Genomic DNA, 21,894 nt, shown 5'->3' on the forward strand with positions numbered 1-21,894 from the left:
CCTGCTGGCCAACGCGGCGCGCAGGGCCTCGCGGGCGGTGCTGGTGGTGGTGGGCGGCGGGCAGGCCGCGCGTCGGGCCTGCCCGCCGCCGGTGGCCCGCCGCTGGGTGGCATCCTGCGGGAGTCCTTCACCGGGGGTGCGCAGCTGCTGCTGCTCGGCTCGCTGGTGGTGGGCTGCCTCAGCGGCGAGGCCGGCAAGGCCGTGATGCAGCCCTTCGCGGGGGATCTGTTCAAGGGGCTGCTGGCCTTCTTCCTGCTGGACATGGGTCTGCTGGTGGCGCGCAACTTCGGCGACGCGCGGCGCGCCTCGCCGGTGCTGCTGGCCTATGCGGTGCTCGGCCCGCTGGTGCACGCCCTGATCGCCCTGGGCCTGGCGAAGCTGCTCGGCCTGTCCACCGCCGACACGGCGCTGTTGATGGTGCTGAGCGCGAGCGCGTCCTACATCGTGGTGCCTGCGGTGCTGCGGCACGCCGTGCCCGAGGCCAGCCCCTCGCTCTACCTGGGCCTGTCGCTGGGCCTGACCTTTCCGTTCAACATCCTGCTCGGCATTCCGCTCTACACCTGGATGGCCGGGACGCTCTGAGCCGGTGTGGCCGTGCGACGCGCGACGCGTGGCGCTCAGCCGCGCCCGCGGAACACCGGTGGCCGCCGTTCGATGAAGGCGCGCATGCCCTCGGCGAAGGCCTCGCCATCGATCAGTTCGGCCTGGCGCTCGCGCTCCAGCGCGAGCTGCTGCGCGAGGTTGTTGCGTTCACTGGCGGCGAACAGCGCGCGCGCCTCGGCGACGGCGTGCGCGGGCATGGCGGCCAGGCGCGTGGCCAGGGTCCACGCTTCTTCCATCAAGGCGCCGTCGTCCACGCAGGCCCAGACCAGGCCCCAGTCGGCGGCGCGCGGCGCGTCCAGCTTGTCGCCCAGCAGGGCCAGGCCCAGGGCGCGGGCGCGGCCCACGGCGCGCGGCAGGGCCCAGCTCGCGCCCATGTCGGGCACGGCGCCCAGCGCCGGCACGAAGGGCAGGTAGAAGTAGGCCGAGCGCGCCGCGACCACCACATCGGCCGCCAGGGCCAGGCCCACGCCGCCGCCCGCGGCCACGCCATTGACCGCGCACACCACGGGCACCGGCAGCGAGCGCAGCTCCGCGACCATGGGGTTGCCGGTCTCGTCCAGCATGTGGCCCACCTGCGTGCCCAGGGACCCGCGCGCGGGGTCCCTGGCGCGCTCGCTGAAGTCGGCCAGGTCGGCACCGACGCAGAAGGCGCGGCCGGTGGCGGTGAGGATGAGCGCGCGGATGGCCTTGTCTTCGCGCACGCGGCGCAAGGCGTCCAGCACGCCCTGCTGCAGCGCGGGCGTCAGCGGGTTGAGGCGGTCGCCTTCGTTGAGCGTGAGCGTGGCGATGCCATCGCGCACGGTGAAGAGAACCGGGTCGTTCATGTCGATGGGGCCTTGCCGGGATCGCTGAAGTAGGTGCGCACCACGCGGCCGTCGAGGCGCAGCGCGTGGCAGCCACCCAGGGGCGTGGTGCGGGCGGGGTGGCCCGCTTCGTCCGCGCCACCGAAATCGCCGTCGGCCCACAGCACCTGAAAGGCGGTGCTGGCCAGGGTCGGCAGCAGCTCGGTCATGTGGGTGCAGCCGGCCGTGCCGCGGAACAGGCGCTTGACGGCCATGGTGAAGCCCGGTTCGATGCGCAGGCCCACGAGCTGGCGGTAGGCGGCCTCGACCTCGCGGCAGTCCGGGTAGGGCGTGTGGTCGCTGGATGCGCGGGCATCGACGATGAAACGTTCGCGGTCGATGGTCAGGCGCACGCGCATCTGGTGGATGGCCTCGCCGGCCGGCACCTCGCGGTTGACGAGTTGCAGCGGCACGGGCTTGGTGTCGATGAGCAGTCCGTCGAGGTCGATGAGGCCGTCGGGGCGCTCGAAGGCCTCGCACTGGATGCGGCGCAGGTGCAACGCGCGGCGCTCGCTCACGCAGCTTCTCCCGCGTGCACCACGCCGGCGGCGCACAAGGCCTCGATGTCCGCGACGGCATAACCCGCCCGAGCGAGCAGCGCGCGCGTGTCGGCGCCCACCAGGGGCGCTCGCGGCGGCAGTTGCGCCGGCGTGCGGTCGAAGCGTGGCGCCGGCGCAGGCTGCACCACGCCATCGGCCTGCACGAAGGTGCCGCGCGCGGCGTTGTGCGGGTGCGCAGGCGCCTCCTTCATCGACAACACCGGCGCGAAGCACACGTCGGTGCCTTCGAGCAGCGCGCACCAGTCGTCGCGCGTGCGGGTGCGAAACAGCGCCTCGAGCTGGCTGCGCAGCATCGGCCATTCGCCGCTGTCCCACTGCTTCTGGAAACCCGGGTCGTCGATGCCGCACAGCGCCAGCAGCTGTTGGTAGAACTGCGGCTCGATGGCGCCGATGGAGACGAAGCGCCCGTCGGCGCATTCGTAGGTGCCGTAGAAATGCGCCGCGCCATCGAGGAAGTTGCTCTCGCGCCGGTCCTGCCAGAAGCCCTTGGCCATCAACCCGTACTGCGCGGCCATCAGCAGCGCGGCGCCATCGGTCATGGCGGCGTCCACCACCTGGCCCTGGCCAGACCGCTGCGCCTCGGCGTGCGCGGCCAGCACGCCCACCGCCAGCAGCATGCCGCCACCGCCGTAGTCACCCACCAGGTTCAGGGGTGGCGCGGGCGGCCGGTCGGCCGGGCCCATGGCGTGCAGCGCGCCGCTGAGCGCGATGTAGTTGAGGTCGTGTCCCGCCGCCTGCGACAAGGGACCGCGCTGGCCCCAACCCGTCATGCGGCCGTAGACCAGGCGGGCGTTGCGCGCGCGGCAGACCTCGGGCCCCAGGCCCAGCTTCTCGGCCACGCCGGGGCGAAAGCCCTCGATCAGCACGTCGGCACTGTCCACCAGCCTGAGCACGGCCTCGACGCCGCGCGGGTCCTTCATGTTCACCGCGATCGAGCGGCGTCCGCGGTCCACGATGCCGTCGTTGCGCATCAGGTCTTCCAGGCCACCACGCGACGGCGGCCCCGGCAGGCGGTCCACGCGAATGACGGTGGCGCCCAGGTCGGCCAGCAGCATGCAGGCGAAGGGCCCGGGGCCGATGCCCGCGAGTTCGATGACGGTGAGATGGGCGAGCGGTCCGGGCATGGCGATCACATGCGCTTGGCGACTTCTTCCAGCATCACCTCGGTGGCGCCGCCGCCGATGGTGAGGATGCGCGCGTCGCGCGCCATGCGCTCCACCGGCGTGCCGATGATGAAACCCGTGCCGCCGTGCAACTGCAGGCAGGTGTGCACCACCTCCTGCAGGGTCTCGGCGCCGAAGGCCTTGAGCATGGAGACCTCGCGCACCGTGTCCTTGCCCTCGTCGATCATCTGCGCGCACTGGTAGGTGAGTGCGCGCACGGCCGCCGCCTTGGACGCCATCCACGCCAGCTTGTTGCGCACCACCTGCTGGTCCCACAGCGACTTGCCGAAGGCCTGGCGCTGGCGCACGTAGTCCACCGTGAGTTCGATGGCGCGCGCGCAGGTGCCCGACACCAGCGCGCCCACCACCAGGCGCTCGTTCTGGAAGGTGCTGACGATGTAATAGAAGCCCTTGCCCTCCTCGCCGAGCAGCGCATCGGCGGGCAGCTTCAGGTCGTCGAAGAACAGCTCGGCCGTGTCGGACGAACGCCAGCCGTGCTTCTCGAACTGGCGCGTGATTTTCAGGCCGGGGTTGTCCTTGTCCACGATGAACATCGAGATGCCGCGGCTGCCCTTGGCCTCGGGGTCGGTGCGCGCGGCCACGATGTAGATGTCGCCGTGCACGCCATTGGTGATGAAGGTCTTGGAGCCGCTGAGGAGCCAGCCGCCGTCGGCCGTGCGCACCGCGCGCGTGCGCAGGCCGGCCACGTCGGAGCCGGCGCCGGGCTCGGTCACGCAGACCGCGCCCACCTTGCGGCCGGCGCAGGCGTCGGGCAGGTACTTCTGCTTCTGTTCGTGCGAGCCGCGGTGCGCGATGTGGCTGATCGACATGTCGCTGTGCACCGTGAGCGCCGAGGCCACGCCGCCGTAGCCCGAGCGCGCGAGCTCCTCGCCCAGCACCACCGAGGACAGCGCCCCCAGACCGCCGCCGCCGTATTCCACCGGGTGGCGCATGCCGAGGAAGCCGAGCTCGCCCAACTCACGGAACAGTGAGCGCGGGATCTCGCCCGAGGCCTCCCAGGCGTCGGCGAAAGGCACGATGCGTTCCTTCGAGAAGCGGCGCACCTGGTCGCGCACCATGCGCAGGTCTTCGTCGAGGAAGTCGGGTTCGAGGAATTCGAATTCGGTCATGTGAAGCGGCGTTGATGCGGGTCAAGGGATGCGGGACTTTTCTTATTCATAGTCCGGCGTGTCGGTTTATTTTATGGGCGGAAGCCGAGGCCTGCAAGGCGCCTTGCTACACTTCCGCCGCCCTGAGAAGCCCGCCTTGAGGAGAGGACACATGCCGCGCATCCGTTCCGACGATTACGAAACCAAGGCCCAGGCCATCATGGACGCGGCAGCGGCCATCTTCGCCAAGGAAGGCTACCCGGCCGCCAAGATGCAGGACGTGGCCAAGGCCTGCGGCGCGACGAAGTCGATGCTGTACCACTACTTCCCGACGAAGGACGACCTGCTGTTCGCGATGTTGCAGGAGCACCTGCAGCGGCTGATCGGCGCGATGGAGGAGGCGCTGGCGAGCAAGGCCAGCGGGCGCGAGCGGCTGCAGATGGTGGTGGAGGCGTACACGCAGAAGTCGGCGCAGTCGCGGCGGCGGCACATGGTGGCCATGAACGACGTGAAGTTTCTGCCCAAGGCCAAGCAGACGCCGCTGATCAACCTGCAGCGCCAACTCACCGAGCTGGTGGCGCGGCTGTTGCACGACCTCAACCCCGATCTGCCGGAGCCGGTGTACAAGCCCTACACCATGATGCTGCTGGGCATGCTGAACTGGACGGACTTCTGGTACAAGCCCTCCGGCGAAGTGAAGCCTCAGGAACTCTGCGACCGGCTTGCGCGGTTGTTCCTCAAGGGGTTTCTGGCTGAGAAGGCTTGAGTTGGGGATTTCTCTCGTTGCACCTCGCGCACGCTCGCGGCCGATGGGTGCTCCACTCCGGGACTGTCCCCCGGACCGGCTACGCCGATCCTCCTCCTTTATGTCCCTGCGTGGAGCACCCATCACCCGCAAGCTGAAGTAGCGGTCGAGCAGACAGTCGTTCGCGTGCCGACAGGTTGGTGGTGACCGGTGTCCGGCGCAGCGACATAAAGGAGGAGGATCGGAGCGCGCCAGCGCTCCGATCCGGGGGACAGTCGCGGAGCCGGACACCGGTCGCCGCCAACCGCTTCAGCCGGCGAAAAAAAGGGGACCCGAAGTCCCCTTGAAACAAATACCCAAGCCTCACTGCACCAGCTTGTAGGTCGTAGCCGCCGGATCCGCCTTCAGCAAAAACAGCTTCGGCGCCGCCAGGTGGTCATCCGCAGCAAAGCTGATCGGCGTCATCGCCCCCGTCTCCAGGTTCTTCAGCTTCGCCAGCTCGGCGTTCGTGCAGTCCCAGGTCAGCGCCTTGCCGCACTTGTCCATCGCCGCGAACAGCGCCCGCGCCGCCGAATACCCCGTGAAGGTGTAGCGGTTCACCCGCGCGCGCTCCTCGGCCGAGAGGTGCTGCTCCAGCTTGCCCATGAAGCCCTTGGCCTCGGGTGAGCTCTCCAGATACACGTAGTCCACCGTGTACACGTTCTCGCCGGCCGAGCCCATCATCTTGGCGCTGGCGGGCACGCGCGACACGTAGGTCACGCCCACGGGGATCTTGTGGCCGATGCGCTCCAGCTCCTTCGTCATGGTGACGTTCTCACCCAGCACGCCACCGGCCATCAGCGCCTCCGCACCCGCCTGCTTCACCTTGAGGATCTCCGAGGAAAAGTCGGACTGACCCTTCTTGAAGATCTGGCTGGAGACGACCTGCAGCTTCTTCTCCTTGGCCGCGCGCTCGAAACCGTCGCGCACGTTCTGGCCGTAGTCGTCGTCCTGCGAGATCACGGCCCACTTCTTGTTCGGGTAGCGGTCCGCCATCTGCGACACCAGCTCATACACCGCCTGGCGCATGTCGTAACCCACGGCGAACACGTTCTTGATCGTGGGCTGGTACAGGCCTTCGTAGGTGGTGATGGGCGCCATCGCCGGGATGCCGGTCTGCTTGATCAGCGGCATGGCGGCCTGGGCCTGCGCGGTGCCCGAGATGGAGGTGAAGGCAAAGATCTTGTCGCTGTTGATCAGCTTGCGCACACCCTGAATGGTGCGCGAGGGCACGTAGCCGTCGTCTTCCGAGATGAGGCGCAGCTTGCGGCCGTTGATGCCGCCGGCCGCGTTGGCCTCGGCCACGGCGGCCTTCACGCCGAGGTTGTGCGCCACGCCCAGCAGCGCGGGCGGGCCGGTCAGCGGCAGGATGTCGCCGATCACGATCTCCGTGTCGGTGACGCCCTGCTGCGCAGCGGCCTGGAAGGTGACGCCGGCGGCCAGCAGGCCGAGGGCAAGGGCGGTGAGTCTCTTGTTCATGCTGTCTGTCTCCTGTGGATGGTCTGTGGCCGAAGCCGTCGGGGGGGAATCAATAACGAAGAGGCCAGTGCACCCAGGTGTGGCGCAGGTCGTGCCAGATGCCGCGCAGGCCGCGCGGGTCGAAGCGCAGGAAGGCGATGATCGCGATGCCGTAGAGGATGGTTTTGACCTCGTGCGCGCTGGTGGTCATGGTCTCGGCCAGGCGCCCGCCGAGGAAGGACATGAGGCTGGCGAAGACCTCGGGCAGCGTCACGATGAACACCGTGCCGAGCACCGCGCCCAGCACCGAGCCGATGCCGCCCACGATGACGATGGCCAGGGCTTCGATGCTGAGCAGGAAGGGGTAGCCCTCGACCGAGACGAAGCTCATGTAGATGGCCATGAGCCCACCCGCCAGGCCGGTGAGCGCGGCGCTGATGAGGAAGGCCAGCAGCTTGTAGTGCACCAGGCTGATGCCCATGGTGCGCGCGGCGATGTCGTTGTCGCGCACGGCCACCAGGGCGCGGCCCACGTAGGAGCGCCGCAGGTTCAGCACCAGCAGCACGGCCAGCGCGCACACGCCCAGGCAGAACCAGTAGAAGGCGCGGTCGCTGGAGAGGTCCATGCCCAGCACCACGGGCCGCTCGACCATGATGCCGCTGCCACCGCCGGTGAGTTCTCCGCCGGCCAGGATGGCCGCGCTCACGATGTGCGCGAAGGCCAGCGTGGTGATGGCCAGGTACAGGCCGTGCAGGCGCAGCGAGGGGATGCCCACGATGAGCCCGAACAGCGCGGGCAGCACGGCAGACAGCACCAGCGCGATCTCCGGCGGCAGGCCCCAGCGCGTGACCGCGATGGCATACGCGTAGCCACCGAGCATGAGGAAGCCCACGTGGCCGAGCGAAATGAGCCCGGTGAAACCCGTCAGCACCATCAAGCCCAGCGCGCCCACGGTGGTGAACAGGATGATGGTGAGGTGTGAGAGCAGGAAGTTGCCGAGCACGAAGGGCGCCAGCGCCATCACGACCAGCAGCGCCGCCGTCCACCATTTCACCGCGGGTGAGTCCGTCAGGACGACCAGCTCGCCATAGCCTTGCTTGAAGAAACCGCTGCGCATCTCAGACCCTCTCGATCCGCTTTTCGCCGAACAGCCCGAAGGGCCGCACCATGAGCACCACCAGGATCAGCACGAAGCCCGCGATCTCCTTGAGCGTGCTGGGCAGGTAGCCGCCCACCAGGTTCTCCAGCACGCCGATGAACAGGCCGCTGAAGGCCGAGCCCAGCACCGAGTCGAAGCCGCCCAGCACGGTGGCGGGGAAGGCCTTGAGGCCGATCTCGTAGATGGTGGGCGCCAGGCCGTAGATGACCGCGAAGAAGGCACCGGCCAGGCCGGCCAGACCCGACGCCGAAGCCCAGGCCACGGCCTGCACGCGCGCGGTGGACACGCCCATCAGGCGCGCGGTCTTCTCGTCGGACGCCACGGCGCGCATGGCCACGCCGAAGCGGCTGTGGCGCAGGAAGAACCAGAAGCCCGCGATGGCGATGAGCAGCACCACGATCACCGTGATCTGCCCCGCGCGCAGGCCGATGCCCCCCAGGTCCACGATGGTGTCGGCGCCCTCGACGGCGAACTTGTGCGGCGCGGCGCCCCAGATCAGCGTGACCAGGGCGCGCAGCACCACGGCCAGGCCCACGGTCACCAGCACCACCGACAGCACCGGCTCGCCGAGCATGGGGCGCATGATCAGGCGCTCGCAGATGAGGCCCAGGGCCGCGCCCACGGCCACCGACACCAGGATGGTGGAGACCGCGTCGGTGCCCAGCGCGGTGGCGATGGACCAGGAGGTGTAAGCGGTGAGCATGCCCATTTCGCCCTGCGCGAAGTTGACGATGCCGGTGGCCTTGAAGATGACCGCGAAGCTCATGGCCACCAGGCCATAGATCGCGCCGATGGCCAGCCCGGAGACGACCAGTTCGATGAAGTAGTTCATGACGCGCCGTAGATCTGTTCGAGCTCGCGCGCGAACTTCTTGTTGATGAGGCCGCGGCGCACCTTCTGCGTGGCCGTAAGCTCGCCGTCGTCGTGGTCCAGCTCCTTTTCCAGGAGCACGAACTTGCGGATGTTCTCGACGCGGGCGAACTTCGCGTTCACCTCGTCCACCACCTGCTGGATGAGTTCCATCACCTCGCCCATCTGAGTGAGCGACTTGAAGGTGGTGTATTGCAGGTCTCGCTCGGCGGCCCAGCGGCCCACGCTGTCGAAATCGATCTGGATCAGGCCACCGAGGAACTTGCGGCCCTCGCCGACGACGATGGCCTCGCGCACGAACGGGCTGTCCTTGAGCGCGTTCTCGATCTCGGACGGCGCGATGTTCTTGCCGCCACTGGTGATGATGATGGCCTTCTTGCGGTCGACCACGGCGATCTCGTCCTGCGCGCGCACCTCGACGATGTCGCCGCTGGCCAGCCAGCCGTCGGCGGCCAGGATGTCCTGCGTGCCCTTGTCGTCGAACAGGTAACCCCGGAACACGCCGGGGGAACGCACGAAGACCTCGCCGTCCTCGCCGAGCTTCCACTCCACGCCCGGCATCGCAGGCCCGCAACTGCCGGACACGAAGGGCCGGCCCGGCACCTGCACGAAGGCCAGGCCGCCCGCCTCGGTGAGGCCGTAGCCCTGGCCCACCGGCAGGCCGATGATGTCGAAGAACTTCAGCGTCTCGGGCGAGACCGAAGCACCGCCGCACATGCGGGTGTGCGTGCGGTTCAGGCCCATGTGGCGCTGCATGTTGCGAAACAGCAAGGCGTACCAGACGCCGAACTCGATCCGGTCGCCAAGCTTCACCAGGCGCCCGTGCTCGGCCCGCCGGTCCGACAGCGCGCGCCCGCGCTTCATGCCCACGCGGTAGAGCCAGCGCTGCACGCGCCCGCTGTCCTTCATGCGGAACTCGAAGTGCTGCTGCAGCTTTTCCCAGATGCGCGGCACGCCGAGGAAGAAGGTGGGCGCGATCTCGCGGATGTTGGCCGAGACCGTGTCAATGGATTCCGCGAAGTTCACCGTGCCACCGGTGAGCAGGTGCAGCACCGTGGAGTAGCCGCGCTCGGCCACGTGGCACAGCGGCAGGTAGCAGACCGACTCGAATCGCTTGCCCACCATGTCGCGCGCGGCGGCGTAGGAGTAGGCGGCGAAGATGAAGTTGCGGTGCGTGAGCATCGCGCCCTTGGGCGGCCCGGTGGTGCCCGAGGTGTAGACCAGGATGTTCACGTCGTCGGGCACCAGCGCATCGATGCTCTGGTCCAGGCGCTGCTCGGCCAGCGGGTCTTCCTGCGCGAGCTGGTCGCCCAGCGCCATCAGGTGCTCGAAGCTGTGCGGCTGCCCCGGTGCGTAGCGGCGCAAGCCCTTCATGTCGACGCAGAAGAGGTGCTGCAGGTGCGGCAGGCCCGCGCCCTCCTTCATCGCGTCGAGCACCTTGTCGGTCTGCTCCTGGTCACCGGTGATGGCCACCTTGGCCTGGCAGTGGCCCGCGATGTAGAGCACCTCGGCCCAGGGGTTGGTGGGGTAGATGCCCACCACCTGCACGCCCAGCATCTGGGCGCCCAGGTCGGCGTAGAACCACTCGGGGATGTCCTCGGCCGCGATGACGATGCGGTCGCCACGCTGCAGGCCGAGCTTCATGAGGCCCAGCGCGGTGCGGCGCGCGTCGCGGTAGTAGTCGGCCCAGGTGCGCCCGCGCCAGATGCCTTGCACCTTTTCGCGCAGGGCCACCTGGTCGCCGCGCTCCTTGGCGCGGTGGCGCAACAGGCCGGGCAGCGTGCCTTCACCGCGCAGCAGGGTGTCGTGCTCAAGCATGGGCACCCTCCTCACCCAGGTACGCCGCCAGCACGGCGGGGTTGGCGGCCACCTCGGCCGGCGTGCCTTCGGCGATCAGGCAGCCGAAGTCCAGCACGTAGACGCGGTCGGACAGGTCCATCACCACCTGCATGTCGTGTTCGATCATGAGCACCGCGATACCGAACTCGTCGCGGATGTCGAGCGTGAAGCGCGCGATGTCTTCCTTCTCTTCCCGGTTCATGCCCGCCACGATCTCGTCGAGCAGCAACAGGCTGGGCTCGCAGGCCAGGGCGCGGCCCAGTTCCACGCGCTTCTGCTGGCCGTAGGCGAGCTGGCTCACGGGTTTGTCGCGCAGTTCCTCGATCTCCAAAAACTCGATGACCTGCTCGACCTTCTCGCGCGCGGCGATCTCCTCGCGGCGCGAACGGCCCCAGTACACCAGCGATTCCCACACCGGGTAGCGGAAGTGGATGTGGCGGCCCACGAGCAGGTTCTCCACCACCGTGCCGTGGCGGAACAGCGCCAGGTTCTGGAAGGTGCGGCCGATGCCCAGACGCGCGAACTGATGGGACTTCAAGCCCGCGGTGTCGCGGCCCTGGAAGCGGATCTGGCCGTCACTGGGCGGCAGCACGCCGCTCACCAGGTTGAAGGTGGTCGTCTTGCCTGCGCCGTTGGGGCCGATCAGGCTCACGATCTCGCCCGGCATCACCTTCAGGCTCACGTCGTTGACGGCCTTCACGCCGCCGAAGCGCTTGGAGATGCGCGTGGCCTCGAGCACGGGGGTCTGCTGCACAGCGCTCATGACAGCCACCTCTTGCGGCGCTTGTAGTGCTTCACGTCTTTCATGCTGGTGCGGCCGGGCTGCGAGCTCAAGCCCAGGTAGAACTCGCGCACGTCGGCGTTGCGGCGCAGTTGCTCGCTGGTGCCGTCCATCACCACGCGGCCGTTCTCCATGATGTAGGCGTAGTCGGCGATGGCCAGCGCGCGGCTGGCGTTCTGCTCGACCAGCAGGATGGTCAGGCCCGTGGTCTCGCGCAGGGTCTGGATGCAGCGGAAGATCTCGCTCACCACCAGCGGCGCCAGGCCCAGCGAGGGCTCGTCGAGCGCGAGGATCTTCGGCTGGCTCATCAGCGCGCGGCCGATGGCCACCATCTGCTGCTCGCCACCCGAGAGGTAACCCGCCGTGGTCTGGCGCATCTCGGCCAGGCGCGGGAACAGGCTGAAGACGAAGTCGCGCGCCTGCGCCAGCTTCGCGGCGCTCTGCAGGTGCGCGCCGGTGATGAGGTTCTCGTCCACCGTGAGCGTCTGGAACAGGCGCCGGCCCTCGGGCACCTGCACCATGCCCTGGCGCACGATGGCGGGCGCCGGGTCCTTCTCGACCGCGCGGCCGTTGAGCAGGATGCTGCCCTTCTCGATCACGCCGTCTTCGGCGTCGAGCACGCCCGAGACGGCCTTGAGCACGGTGGACTTGCCCGCGCCGTTGGAGCCCAGCAGGGCCACGATCTGGCCCGGGCGCACCTCGAGCGAGACGTCGCGCACGGCCTCGATGGCGCCGCCGTAGACGACCTGGATGTTGTGGATGGCCAGCGCGGGCGGTGGCGCCGCGCTGGTGGCGATGGTGGGTGTCATGAATGTCACTGTTCCGCCCTCGCGCATCGCAGCGCTTCGGCGGCCACTCCTTAATAATTAGTCCGTCGCGTCGGTCTTTAATTGAGGCGGATTATGGTGCTTCGTTCCGTTCGAATCCCTGGGGATTTCCCTAAATGGCCGGGGCCACCACCGGCGCGCTGTGCAGCAGCTCTTTCAGCGGCACGGCCTCGTCGGCCAGGCGCTCCACGTCCACCGTGCACACCTGCGCCAGCGCGCGCTTGGCCAGCATGAAGTCGGCGGGGCGGTTGACGGCGTCCATGGCGAGCAGGCGCTCGCCGTCCACATAGAAGGCGCTGAACGAGCGCGTGTCCGGATCGCCGCGCAGCACGCAGCGCTCGTACCCCTGCGACAGGCCCGCCATCTGCAGCTTGAGCCCGTACTGGTCGGACCAGAACCAGGGCACGGCGCGGTGGGGCTTGGGTTTGCCGCCCAGCCACGAGCCCGCCGCGCGCGCCTGCTCCAGCGCATTGGGCACCGATTCGATGCGCAGCTCGCGGCCATAGAGGCTGTTGAACTGCAGCGTGCAGTCGCCCGCGGCCACGATGTGCGGATCGCGCGTGCGCGAGAGTTCATCCACTGGAATGCCGCCCTCTTCTGCGATGCCCGCCACGCGCGCGGCTTCGACGTTGACCAGCATGCCCAGGCCAGCGACCACCAGGTCCACCGGCAGGCGCGTGCCGTCGCGGCAGACCACGGCACGGATCGCGTCGCCGTCCACCTCCACCGAGGCCACCTGAGTGCCCGTGCGCAGGTCCACGCCGGCCGCGCGGTGCACGCGTTCGTAGAAGGCCGAGACCTCGGGACCCGCGACGCGCGCGAGCACGCGGTCCTGCAACTCCAGCAGCGTCACTTCGGCGCCCAGGCCGCGCGCGGAGGCCGCCACCTCCAGGCCCACGTAGCCGCCGCCGATGATGAGCACGCGCGCGCCGGGGGTCAGCTGCGCGCGTATTCCCTCGGCGTCGGCCATGGTGCGCAGGTAGTGCAGATTGCGCGGACGCGCGCCCGGCACCAGTCCAGCGCAGGACAGGGGACGGGGCCGACCGCCGGTGCACAGCGCGAGCTTGTCGTAGGCCATCGACGTGCCGTCCGCCAGCGCGATGCGCCGGTTCGCGCGGTCGATGGCTTCCATGCGCGCGCCGCTCACCAGTTCCACGCGGGCCGTTTCGTAGGCGCTGCGCGGACGCAGCAGCAGGCCGTCCTCATCGACCTGGCCGGCCAGCCAGGCCTTGGACAAGGGTGGCCGGTGGTAAGGCAGCGCGGGCTCGTCGCCCAGCAGCGTGATGCGCCCGGCCCAGCCGTTCTGGCGCGCCGACACGGCGAGCTCGCTGCCCGCGTGGCCCGCGCCGACGATCAGCAGGTGTTGGTCCGAAGTCTCCATGCTTACCCTGACAAAGTTTGATCCAGGTCAATATATAGTCCGACTCGTCGGTCTAAATATAAACAGCTTCGAACCTGAACGCAAGGAGAAATCGATGACGAGAACCAGGGCGGACGACTACGAGGACAAGAAGGCCACGATCCTGGACAAGGCGGCCGCGCTGATCGCGCGCAAGGGCTTCGACCAGGCGACTATGCAGGACGTGGCCAAGGCCTGCGGCACCTCCAAGTCGCACATCTACCACTACTTCCCCAGCAAGGAAGAGCTGCTCTACGCCATCGTGCACGACCACATCACGCGGCAGGCGGCGGATCTGGTCCGCATCGTGGAGCAGCCGCTGCCGGCGGAGGCGCGGTTCCAGCAGTTCGTGGAGAGCTTCATGCAAGGCGCGGCGCGCGAGCGTGACGAGCACATCATCCTGATGAACGACCTGAAGTACCTGCCGCGCGCGGAGCTGAAGACGATCCGTTCGCTGGAGAGCAGCATGACGGAGTTGCTCAACGGCCTGCTGGAGGAGATCAACCCCGGCCTGATGAACACGGCGCGTGTGCGCAAGCCCTACGCGCTGCTGCTCTTCGGCATGATGATCTGGACCTTCAGCTGGTACCGGCCTTCGGGGGACATCGGGCCGAAGGAACTGGCGGCGCGCATCTCGCACCTGTTCGTTCACGGCTTCAAGGCGGAAGAACTGGGCGCATTTCGTTCTGCGTCGTCGTGCTGACTTCTCGTTGAGACCTCGCGCTGACGGCTGGCGTGGTCCGCGTTCTCCGGCCCACGCTCGCGCAGAGGTGTACAGGCGCTCGAACACGGCTTGCGTCACCCCCGTGGTTTGCGCGCCCCCTCTGAGGCAAGCGCGAATGGGGCCTGCGCCCGCGAACCCCACCATCCGTCGAGAGTGACGCACAGGCACGCCACGAGAAATTCGGGGTCACGAAGGGAATCCGGTCTTCTTTGGCCGGCCAGTCCGCCACTGGGGTCGATGGTGTGGGTGCCCGGGCGCAGGCCCCATTCGCGCTTGCCTCAGAGGGGGCGTGCCAACAGCGGTGGTGACGCAGGCCCGGTGGTGAACCTGGGCGCTTCTGCGCGAGCGTGGGCCGGAGAACGGGCACACACACCAGCGGCCCTCGCGAAGCAAGGGCATGAAATGCAACGCCCACCCACCCCACATCAGTTCACCGACCGCCCCTTCCCCTTCCAGTAAGGCTCCCGCAACACGTTCTTCATGATCTTCCCCGCCCCCGACAGCGGCAGTGCTTCGCGGAACTCCACCCGGCGCGGACACTTGTAGTTGGCGATGAGCCGGCGGCAGTGGTCGATGATCTCCTGCTCACTCACCGACTGCCCGTCCTTCAGCGCGACGACCGCCATCACCGCCTCCCCCCACTTCTCGTCCGGCACGCCGATCACCGCGCACTCCCGCACCGCCGGGTGCGCGTGCACCGCGTTCTCCACCTCGCGCGAGTAGATGTTCTCTCCCCCGCTGATGATCATGTCCTTCACCCGGTCGACGATGGTGATGAAACCGTCCTCGTCCATCCAGGCGCCATCGCCGGTGTGCATCCAGCCATCGCGGATGGCGGCGGCCGTGGCCTCCGGCTTGTTCCAGTAGCCCAGCATCACCTGCGCGCCACGCACGGCGATCTCGCCCGGCGTGCCGCGCGGCAGTTCCTTCCCGTCGGGGTCCACGATCCTCACGTCCACGCCATAGGCCGCGCGGCCGGCGGCGTGGCGCTTGTGCGGGCCGTGCTCGCCGTCGAAGTGGTAACGCCAGGGCAGGCTCACCGTCAGCGCGGCGGTCTCTGTCATGCCGTAGCCCTGGATGAACTCCCAGCTCGGCAACTTGTCGATCGCGGCGGCCAGCACCGCGTCGGGGATCGGCGAGGCGCCGTACTCGCAGTAGCGCACGCTGGTGAGGTCGTAGCGGTCGAAGTCCGGGTGGTTCAACATCATGTTGATCATGGTCGGCACGAACAGCACGTAGTTGACCTGGTGCGTCTGGATGGCCTCGAAGGCCAGCACCGCGTCGAACTTGGGCAGGCACACGTGCGTGCCGCCGGCCAGCGTGAGCGCGAAGGCCGGGGACGCGCCGGCCAGGTGGAACAGGCCCGCCGAGTGCATGTAGCGTGTCTGGTCCGAGAAGTGCAGCGTCGCGATCCAGTTGATGGACGCGGCGATGAAGTTCTTGTGCGAGAGCATCACGCCCTTGGGGTGGCCGGTGGTGCCACCCGTGTAGTAGATGCCGCACAGGTCGTCGTCGCGACCGCACTCGTCGGCCATGGGCGGTGTGTGCGCGATCAGCGCCTCGTGGCCGTGCATGCCGGCCGGCGTGGGCTGGTCGCCCATGTGCACCACGTGGGCCATGGGGTGTCCCTCGAGCAGCTGCGGCACCTGCGCCGCGAAGCCGTCGTCCACCACCAGGCCCGCGCAACCGGCATCCTTCAGGCTGTAGACGTTTTCGGGGATGGCCCAGCGCGTGTTCAGCGGCACGATGACCAGATTGGCCCAGGCGGCGGCGAAGAAGAGCTCGATGTAGTTGTCGCTGTTGAAGGCGAGCACGGCCAGGCGCTCGCCCGGCTGCAGGCCCAGCGCGCGCAGGCCGGCGGCCAGGCGGGGCACGCGCTCACCCACCTCGGCCCAGCTGCGCTGGCGGTTCTGGTAGATGGTCGCGGGGAAGCGGTGGCGCGTCTGCACCGCCCGCGTGAGCGCCTGTGTGAGTTGCATGTTCCTGTCTCCTGCTCCTGGCTTTATAGCGCCGGATGCTTCTGCGGCAGTGGGTACTTCGGGTACCCGGCGGCCACGCCGTATTCGCTGATGCCGATGCCGCTTTCACCGTCGGTGTGCACGCGCAGCACATGGTCGCCCAAGGTGCGGGCGCGTTCGCGCGTGAGCGGGTCGTCCAGGTTCCAGGCGTCGTGCCCTTCGGCGTAGGCGCCCTTGTCGTCGCCGTGGTTCCAGCCGTCGTAGCCACCGTAGAGCCCGCCCTTGAGGTAGAAGCGCGTGGGCAGCGGCTCCAGGCGCAGCACGCGCGGCGCGCCGTGCTCAAAGCGCAGGCGCAGTTCGCCACCGGCCAGGGTCTGTCCCAGGGGGTCGTCGGCCCACTGCAGCTCGTGCTCGACGCCGGTGATCTCGCGCTCCACCACGCGCCCATCGGCCTGGCGCTGGAACTCCGCGCCCGACAGGTAGAACGGCTGGCCCGGCTCCCGTTCCTTGAGGAACAGGCACACACCCAGGGACTCGGTCTGCAGCATGGACCAGGTCCAGAAGAACTTCTTGTGCGTCTGCATGGGCGGCGAGGCCCAGTCGGTGCGCATCTCGGAGCGCACGCCCCAGGACCGGTCGCGCTGGCCCCACCAGGTGGCGGGCTCGAGCGCATGCCGCTCGCCGTTGACCTGCAACCACCCGCGCCAACGGCCGAACTGCGTGACGCGCGCGAGGTCCTCTTCCACCACGCCATCGCGCTCGCGCCGGCTCTGCTTTTCCTGCGCGGCGGGCAGACAGGCCTCGAACTGAAGTTCGAAGGCCAGGCCCGATGCGTTGTCCTTCAGTCGCAGGCGGTGCACGCCCTCGGCAGGCGAGATGTCCAGGCGCAGCGGACCGACCGCCATCTCCAGCGGGTTGGTGCCCAGTTGGCGCGAGGCGCGGAAGTTGTATTGCGTGCGTCCCACGGTCACGCCCGCAAAGGCGTCCATGACACCGCGGTTGGGGTAGTAGCCGAAGCCGATGTCCAGCAGCAGCGGCCGGCCGTCGATGGGGTGCGCGGTGTACCACCAGCGCTCGGTGAAGCGCGGGTCGCCGTTGCCGGCCTGCGCGAAGGTGCCGGGCGTCTGGTGGCCGGGCAGGTCGTCCTGGGGGGTTAGCATGAAGATCAGTCCTTGGGGGCAGCGGCCGTCATGGCGCTGAAGTCGGTGAGGGGGATGCGCTGGCGTTCCACGCGCAGTTGCTCGCGCAGGGCCTGGCGCAGGATGGCGTCGAGCTCGGCCGCGAGCTCGGGCGACAGCGAAGGGCCTTGTTCGTCGAGCCAGTCGGTGAGGGCGCGCGTGCGCGCCTGGGCGGCGTCCAGGTCAGTGGCGTCGTCGCCCGCCGGCAGCGCCACACCGGCTCGCGCGGCGCGCTCGGCGAAGCGCTGGTTGCCGTCGATCAGCGCACGGGCCTGTGCCTGCAAGGCGCCCGGGTCCCAGACGGTCATGCCGGCGAGCTTGCCGAGGATGTCGTGCACGGCGGCGAGCTGGCCGCGCGCGAAGTCGCTGCTGAGCTCGGGTGCCACCGCGTCATTGAGCGTTCGGCGCAGGGCCTCGATCAATCGGGCAAGGTCCGTGTTCATGAAGCCAACTCCACGCCGCGCGCCTCGCTGGCGGCCTCGGCCATCAGGCGGTTGAGTTCAAGCAGGGTGGACGCGACCTGAAAGCCCATGGAGGCCATGCGCACGTCCTGCGCGCGCCCGCTCTCCACGCGCTGCGCGGCGCTCAGCAGCATGGACGCGCTCTTGTACAGGCCCAGCACCTCGTAGTAGCGCCAGGCCACCGGGTCGGGCGTGAAGCCGGCCTGGTGCGCGTAGCGCTCGGTGAAGGCCGCGCGGTCCATGATGCCGCCGACGCGGCCGGTGCCGCCGGAGAACACGCGCAGCGCGGCCCAGGCCAGGTCCTCGTGCGGGTCGCCCGCGTGCACCAGCTCCCAATCAAGCACGGCGGTGATGCGCCCGTCCTGCTGCAGGAAGTTGCCCACGCGGTAGTCGCCGTGCACGATGACCACGCGCGGCGCGGTGGGCGCGTGGCGCAACAGCCAGCGCATGGCGTGGTGCATCTGCGGCGGCGCCTTCGTGGCGTCGTCGGCGAAGCCGGCGTGGCGCCACCAGTACAGGGTCTGCTCGCGCGCCACGCTGGCGGCGTCGACCTCGCCCCACAGCCGTTGGAGCGGCGTGGCTCGCCAGTCCACGCCGTGCAGCGCGGCCAGGCCGTCGGTGAAGTCCTGCGCAAGGCTCGCGTTGCGTGCTTCGCCGCGCGCCTCGGCCGCGCCCTTCCAGGGCATGGGCGTGTCGCCGTCCACGCGGCCGGTGACGAGGAACGGCGCGCCGATCACCGAGGGGTCGTCGCTGAAGGCGAAGACGCGCGGCACCGGCAAGGCGGCCAGGCCCTGCAGGGCCTCCAGCGCGCGGAACTCGGGCTCGGCGCGGTAGGGCGCGAGCAGGCCGCGCGGGTCGCCGATGCGCAGGATCAGATCAATCGCCTCGCCGCCACCATCGGGCGTGGCGCGTACGCCCAGGGTGATCCACGAGAAACCCGCGGGAAAACGGCGCCAGCCGTCCAGGCGCAGCGGGCGCTGCAGCGCCCGGGAGAGAAAGGGACCGAGCCGGCGGCTCAGGGTGTCCGCCGACAGGTCCAGGCTGGGTGCGTTCATCCGCCGGTGCTCTTGAAGAGAAGGTTGGGCAGCCACAGGCTCAGCGCGGGCACACTGGCGATGAGCAGCACGCGCAGCAGGTCGGCGGTGATGAAGGGCAGCACGCCGCGCACCACCGAACCCATGGCCATGTCCGGCGTTACGGACCGAATCACGAAGAGGTTGACCCCAATGGGGGGCGTGATGAGGCCGATCTCCACCACCACCACGATGAGGATGCCGAACCACACGGGGTCGTAGCCGAGCGCGGTGACGATGGGAAAGAAGATCGGCACGGTGAGCAGGATCATGGACAGGCTCTCGAGCACGCAGCCGAGCACCAGGTAGACCGCCACCATGACCAGGATGACGCCGAAGGGCGAGAGGCCACTGCCCTGCACCATGGCCAGCAGGCCTTCGTGCACGCCGGTGATGTTGACAAACTCACCGAACAGGGCCGCGCCCAGGATGATCGCGAACATCATGGCCGAGGTGCTGGCGCTGTCCGCGAAGATCTGGCGGATCTGCGCCAGCGTGAGGTTGTGACGCGTGAGCGCGAACAGCAGCGCGGCCACCGCGCCGATGCCCGAGGCCTCGACCGAGGTGAACAGGCCGCCGTAGATGCCGCCCATGACGATGGCGAAGATGGCGACCACGGGCCACAGCGTGCGCACCAGGTGGCGCACGTCCATCTTCACGCCCTCGGTGTGCACGGGCGCCTGGGACGGGTCGCGCCAGACCACGTAGCGCACGGCCAGCAGGTAGCCCACCATGGCGATCAGCCCCGGCACGATGCCGGCTGCGAACAGCTTGCCGATGTGCGTCTGCGTGGCCACGCCATAGACCACCATGATCACCGAGGGCGGGATCAGGATGCCCAGGGTGCCACCGGCCGCCACCGCGGCGGAAGCGAGCCGGTCGCCGTAGCCCAGGCGGCGCATTTCGGGGATGGCTACCTTGCCCATGGTGGCCGCCGTGGCCACGCTGGAGCCGCAGATGGCGCCGAATGCGCCGCAGGCCGCGACGGTGGCCATGGCCACGCCACCGCGGCGGCGGCCGATCATGGCCTGCGCGGCGCGGAACAGATCGCCCGAGATGCCGGCGCCCGCGACCAGGTTGCCCATGAGCACGAACAGCGGCAGGACGATCAGCGTGTACACCAGGGTGCTGTCGCGCGTGATGGTGGCCGCCATGCTGAGTGCGGGCGTCCAGCCGTTGAGCAGCACCACACCACCAAAGCCCACGAGCCCGAGGGCGGTGGCAATGGGCACCTGCAGGAAGATCAGCGCGAAGGCGACGAGGAATCCGATGGAGAGCGCGAGCATGTCAGTTCGCCTCCTCTGCGAGCACGGCCTCCCGGCGCCAGGCGCCCAGCGCCTGCGCCAGGAAGATCATCGCGCTCAGGCACGAGAGCAAGGCCATGCCCCACAGCACCCAGGCCGTGGGAATGCCCAGGATGGCGGAGGCGTCGCCATAACCGGCGGAGCGGATGGCCTGGCGGCCGCAGGTCCAGGCGATGACGCCGAACAGCGCCGCGCCGACTGCGCCCGCCAGCAGGCGCTGGAAGCCGCGCAGCGCGCGTGGCACCGGCACCAGGTCCACCACGATGTGGCCGTGGCGGCGCGCCAGCACGGGATAGAACACGAACACCATCAGGCCCAGCAGCACCTCCATCACCTCCGTGCCCCACAACAGCGGGCTGTTGAAGAGGTTGCGGCCGGCCACGTCGACGAACACGATGAGCATGAGGGCCAGCAGGCTCAGCGTGCCGACGGCCTTCAGCGCGCGTTCGACCCTGCCTTCCCGTGCGTGCGCCATGCCTTACTTCCCGCGCGTGGCGGTGGCCACCTCGGCGCGCAGCTCGTCCAGCAGCTTCTGCGGATCGGCCACACCCTTCTTCTTCGCTTTTTCGATCCAGTCCTTCTCGACCGGCGCGAGCACCTTCTTCATTTCCTCGACCAGGGGTGCGGACGCGGTCTCCACGCTCTTGCCGGCCTTGCGCAGGCCGTCGAAGGCCGCGCGGTCACCCTTGGCGTAGGCGGCGCCGATCTTCGCGGCGAAGGCGTCGCCGCTGATCTTCGTGATGGCGTCGCGGTCCGCGGCGCTGATGGACTTCCACTTGTCCTCATTGATGCCCAGCACCAGCACGGTGTTGTAGATGGCGCCTGGCACGATGGTGGCGTGCGAGACCAGGTCGTTGAGCTTGAAGGCCGGGATGGATTCGGGCGGCATCAGGGTACCGTCGAGCACGCCGGAGGACATCAGCTCGTAGGTCTCGCTCACGGGCTTGTTCACCGGCACGGCACCCAGTAGCGTGAGTGCCTGCGTGGCGCTGGGCTGCGGACTGCGGAACTTCAGGCCCTTGAAGTCGGCGATGCTGCGCAGGGCGCGCTTGTTGTTGAAGAGCTGCCCGGGCGAGACCACGTAGACCGACAGCGGGTGCACACCCTTGAACTCGCCGTACTGCGCGAGGTGCTTGCGGAAGAAGCGGTCGGCGATGGGCGCGAGCACCTCGGGGTTGTCGCTGACGAAGGGCATCTGCAGCGCCTCGAGCACGTCGAAGCGGTTGGGCGTGTAGCCGGGGATGAAGACCACCAGGTCGGCCTGGCCGTCGCGCGCCACGTCGAACTGCGCGGGCAGCGTGCCCACCACCTTGGGCAGGGTGTCGATCTTCACGCGGCCGGCGGTGACCTTCTCCACCTCGGCGATCCAGGGCTCGATGACCTCGACGCGCATGGCCTGGCCGGCGGGCAGCCAGTTGGAGTACTTCAGGGTGGTGGTCTGTGCGGACGCGGGTGCGGTGGCCGCGAAGGCACCGATCAGCGCCAGGGCGCCGACGAGGCGGCGGGTGCGGGAAATCATGTCTTGTCTCCTAGGGTTGCGGGGGCTGACGGGGCTGACGGACCGCGCAGAACGCGCCTGCGCTGCACGGCTTTAATAATAGTCCGACGGGACGGTATATGAGAAGGGTTTGATTGACCGTGTTACCTGGGGTTTCCCCTGTTGGTCGGACGGAAGGTTTTTCTTGTTGCAGGCTTGGTTGGCGCGTCAGGGGCGGGCACAGGGCCGTGGCGGCTTCACTGCGGTGGTCCCCCCTGCGCGGGGGGCCCCCCCCGGGAAACCCCCCCCCCCGCACCCCCGGCCC

General features: G+C 68.9%; 21 protein-coding genes. 3 read left to right on the top strand and 18 right to left on the bottom strand.

Features of this window, described 5'->3' with window-relative positions:
- Positions 1 to 582: sodium-dependent bicarbonate transport family permease (locus BN948_RS23100; protein ID WP_035624155.1), on the top strand; the 582-nt coding region annotated here is incomplete at its 5' end.
- 35 nt (positions 583 to 617) lie between these two features.
- Here BN948_RS23100 and BN948_RS23105 read toward each other — a convergent pair.
- The 4 genes from BN948_RS23105 to BN948_RS23120 are packed head-to-tail and all read right to left on the bottom strand — an operon-like array spanning position 618 to position 4,298.
- Positions 618 to 1,427, bottom strand: a complete 810-nt coding sequence (locus tag BN948_RS23105) for an enoyl-CoA hydratase-related protein (RefSeq protein ID WP_009516111.1) — start codon at positions 1,425 to 1,427, stop codon at positions 618 to 620.
- A complete protein-coding gene (locus tag BN948_RS23110) occupies positions 1,424 to 1,963 on the bottom strand; it encodes a DUF2889 domain-containing protein (RefSeq protein ID WP_009516110.1) in 540 nt (179 codons plus the stop codon). Before BN948_RS23110 ends, BN948_RS23105 begins: the two co-directional genes overlap by 4 nt.
- Entirely contained in the window at positions 1,960 to 3,129 is a 1,170-nt protein-coding gene (locus BN948_RS23115) for a CaiB/BaiF CoA transferase family protein (protein ID WP_009516109.1), read from the bottom strand. Before BN948_RS23115 ends, BN948_RS23110 begins: the two co-directional genes overlap by 4 nt.
- Positions 3,130 to 3,134: 5 nt before the next feature.
- A complete protein-coding gene (locus BN948_RS23120) occupies positions 3,135 to 4,298 on the bottom strand; it encodes an acyl-CoA dehydrogenase family protein (RefSeq protein WP_009516108.1) in 1,164 nt (387 codons plus the stop codon).
- 151 nt (positions 4,299 to 4,449) lie between these two features.
- Here BN948_RS23120 and BN948_RS23125 point away from each other — a divergent pair, with 151 nt between their 5' ends.
- On the top strand, positions 4,450 to 5,043 hold the full coding sequence (locus BN948_RS23125; protein ID WP_009516107.1) for a TetR/AcrR family transcriptional regulator: 594 nt from the start codon (positions 4,450 to 4,452) through the stop codon (positions 5,041 to 5,043).
- 342 nt (positions 5,044 to 5,385) lie between these two features.
- On the opposite strand, the gene BN948_RS25895 is transcribed toward BN948_RS23125, so the two are convergent.
- The 7 genes from BN948_RS25895 to BN948_RS23160 all read right to left on the bottom strand — a co-directional run bounded on the left by BN948_RS25895 (position 5,386) and on the right by BN948_RS23160 (position 13,376).
- A complete protein-coding gene (locus BN948_RS25895; RefSeq protein ID WP_009516106.1) occupies positions 5,386 to 6,540 on the bottom strand; it encodes an ABC transporter substrate-binding protein in 1,155 nt (384 codons plus the stop codon).
- A 49-nt stretch (positions 6,541 to 6,589) separates the two neighbouring features.
- Positions 6,590 to 7,636: a branched-chain amino acid ABC transporter permease gene (locus tag BN948_RS23135; RefSeq protein WP_009516105.1), complete on the bottom strand. Its 1,047-nt coding sequence runs from the start codon at positions 7,634 to 7,636 to the stop codon at positions 6,590 to 6,592.
- A gap of 1 nt (position 7,637) precedes the next feature.
- On the bottom strand, positions 7,638 to 8,510 hold the full coding sequence (locus BN948_RS23140) for a branched-chain amino acid ABC transporter permease (RefSeq protein WP_009516104.1): 873 nt from the start codon (positions 8,508 to 8,510) through the stop codon (positions 7,638 to 7,640).
- Entirely contained in the window at positions 8,507 to 10,366 is a 1,860-nt protein-coding gene (locus BN948_RS23145; RefSeq protein WP_009516103.1) for an AMP-dependent synthetase/ligase, read from the bottom strand. The genes BN948_RS23140 and BN948_RS23145 overlap by 4 nt, the downstream gene beginning before the upstream one ends.
- Entirely contained in the window at positions 10,359 to 11,150 is a 792-nt protein-coding gene (locus BN948_RS23150) for an ABC transporter ATP-binding protein (protein WP_009516102.1), read from the bottom strand. The genes BN948_RS23145 and BN948_RS23150 overlap by 8 nt, the downstream gene beginning before the upstream one ends.
- Entirely contained in the window at positions 11,147 to 11,977 is an 831-nt protein-coding gene (locus BN948_RS23155; protein WP_050980583.1) for an ABC transporter ATP-binding protein, read from the bottom strand. The genes BN948_RS23150 and BN948_RS23155 overlap by 4 nt, the downstream gene beginning before the upstream one ends.
- Positions 11,978 to 12,107: 130 nt before the next feature.
- Positions 12,108 to 13,376: an NAD(P)/FAD-dependent oxidoreductase gene (locus BN948_RS23160; RefSeq protein ID WP_009516100.1), complete on the bottom strand. Its 1,269-nt coding sequence runs from the start codon at positions 13,374 to 13,376 to the stop codon at positions 12,108 to 12,110.
- 94 nt (positions 13,377 to 13,470) lie between these two features.
- Here BN948_RS23160 and BN948_RS23165 point away from each other — a divergent pair, with 94 nt between their 5' ends.
- Positions 13,471 to 14,097, top strand: coding sequence for a TetR/AcrR family transcriptional regulator (locus BN948_RS23165; protein WP_009516099.1), 627 nt, complete (start codon positions 13,471 to 13,473; stop codon positions 14,095 to 14,097).
- A 446-nt stretch (positions 14,098 to 14,543) separates the two neighbouring features.
- On the opposite strand, the gene BN948_RS23170 is transcribed toward BN948_RS23165, so the two are convergent.
- The 7 genes from BN948_RS23170 to BN948_RS23200 are packed head-to-tail and all read right to left on the bottom strand — an operon-like array spanning position 14,544 to position 21,611.
- Entirely contained in the window at positions 14,544 to 16,097 is a 1,554-nt protein-coding gene (locus tag BN948_RS23170; RefSeq protein WP_009516098.1) for an acyl-CoA synthetase, read from the bottom strand.
- Between the two features lie 23 nt (positions 16,098 to 16,120).
- Positions 16,121 to 17,236, bottom strand: coding sequence for an Rv3169 family protein (locus tag BN948_RS23175; protein WP_009516097.1), 1,116 nt, complete (start codon positions 17,234 to 17,236; stop codon positions 16,121 to 16,123).
- Positions 17,237 to 17,241: 5 nt separating this feature from the next.
- A complete protein-coding gene (locus BN948_RS23180; protein WP_009516096.1) occupies positions 17,242 to 17,697 on the bottom strand; it encodes a hypothetical protein in 456 nt (151 codons plus the stop codon).
- Positions 17,694 to 18,770, bottom strand: coding sequence for a phosphotransferase family protein (locus BN948_RS25900; protein ID WP_009516095.1), 1,077 nt, complete (start codon positions 18,768 to 18,770; stop codon positions 17,694 to 17,696). Before BN948_RS25900 ends, BN948_RS23180 begins: the two co-directional genes overlap by 4 nt.
- A complete protein-coding gene (locus tag BN948_RS23190; RefSeq protein WP_009516094.1) occupies positions 18,767 to 20,074 on the bottom strand; it encodes a TRAP transporter large permease in 1,308 nt (435 codons plus the stop codon). Before BN948_RS23190 ends, BN948_RS25900 begins: the two co-directional genes overlap by 4 nt.
- 1 nt (position 20,075) lies before the next feature.
- Complete coding sequence (locus tag BN948_RS23195) at positions 20,076 to 20,567, bottom strand: TRAP transporter small permease (protein WP_009516093.1); 492 nt, start codon at positions 20,565 to 20,567, stop codon at positions 20,076 to 20,078.
- A 3-nt stretch (positions 20,568 to 20,570) separates the two neighbouring features.
- Entirely contained in the window at positions 20,571 to 21,611 is a 1,041-nt protein-coding gene (locus tag BN948_RS23200) for a TRAP transporter substrate-binding protein (protein ID WP_009516092.1), read from the bottom strand.
- Positions 21,612 to 21,894: the final 283 nt, after the last annotated feature.

Source organism: Hydrogenophaga intermedia (genome assembly GCF_000723405.1).
GTDB classification, from domain to species: domain Bacteria; phylum Pseudomonadota; class Gammaproteobacteria; order Burkholderiales; family Burkholderiaceae_C; genus Hydrogenophaga; species Hydrogenophaga intermedia.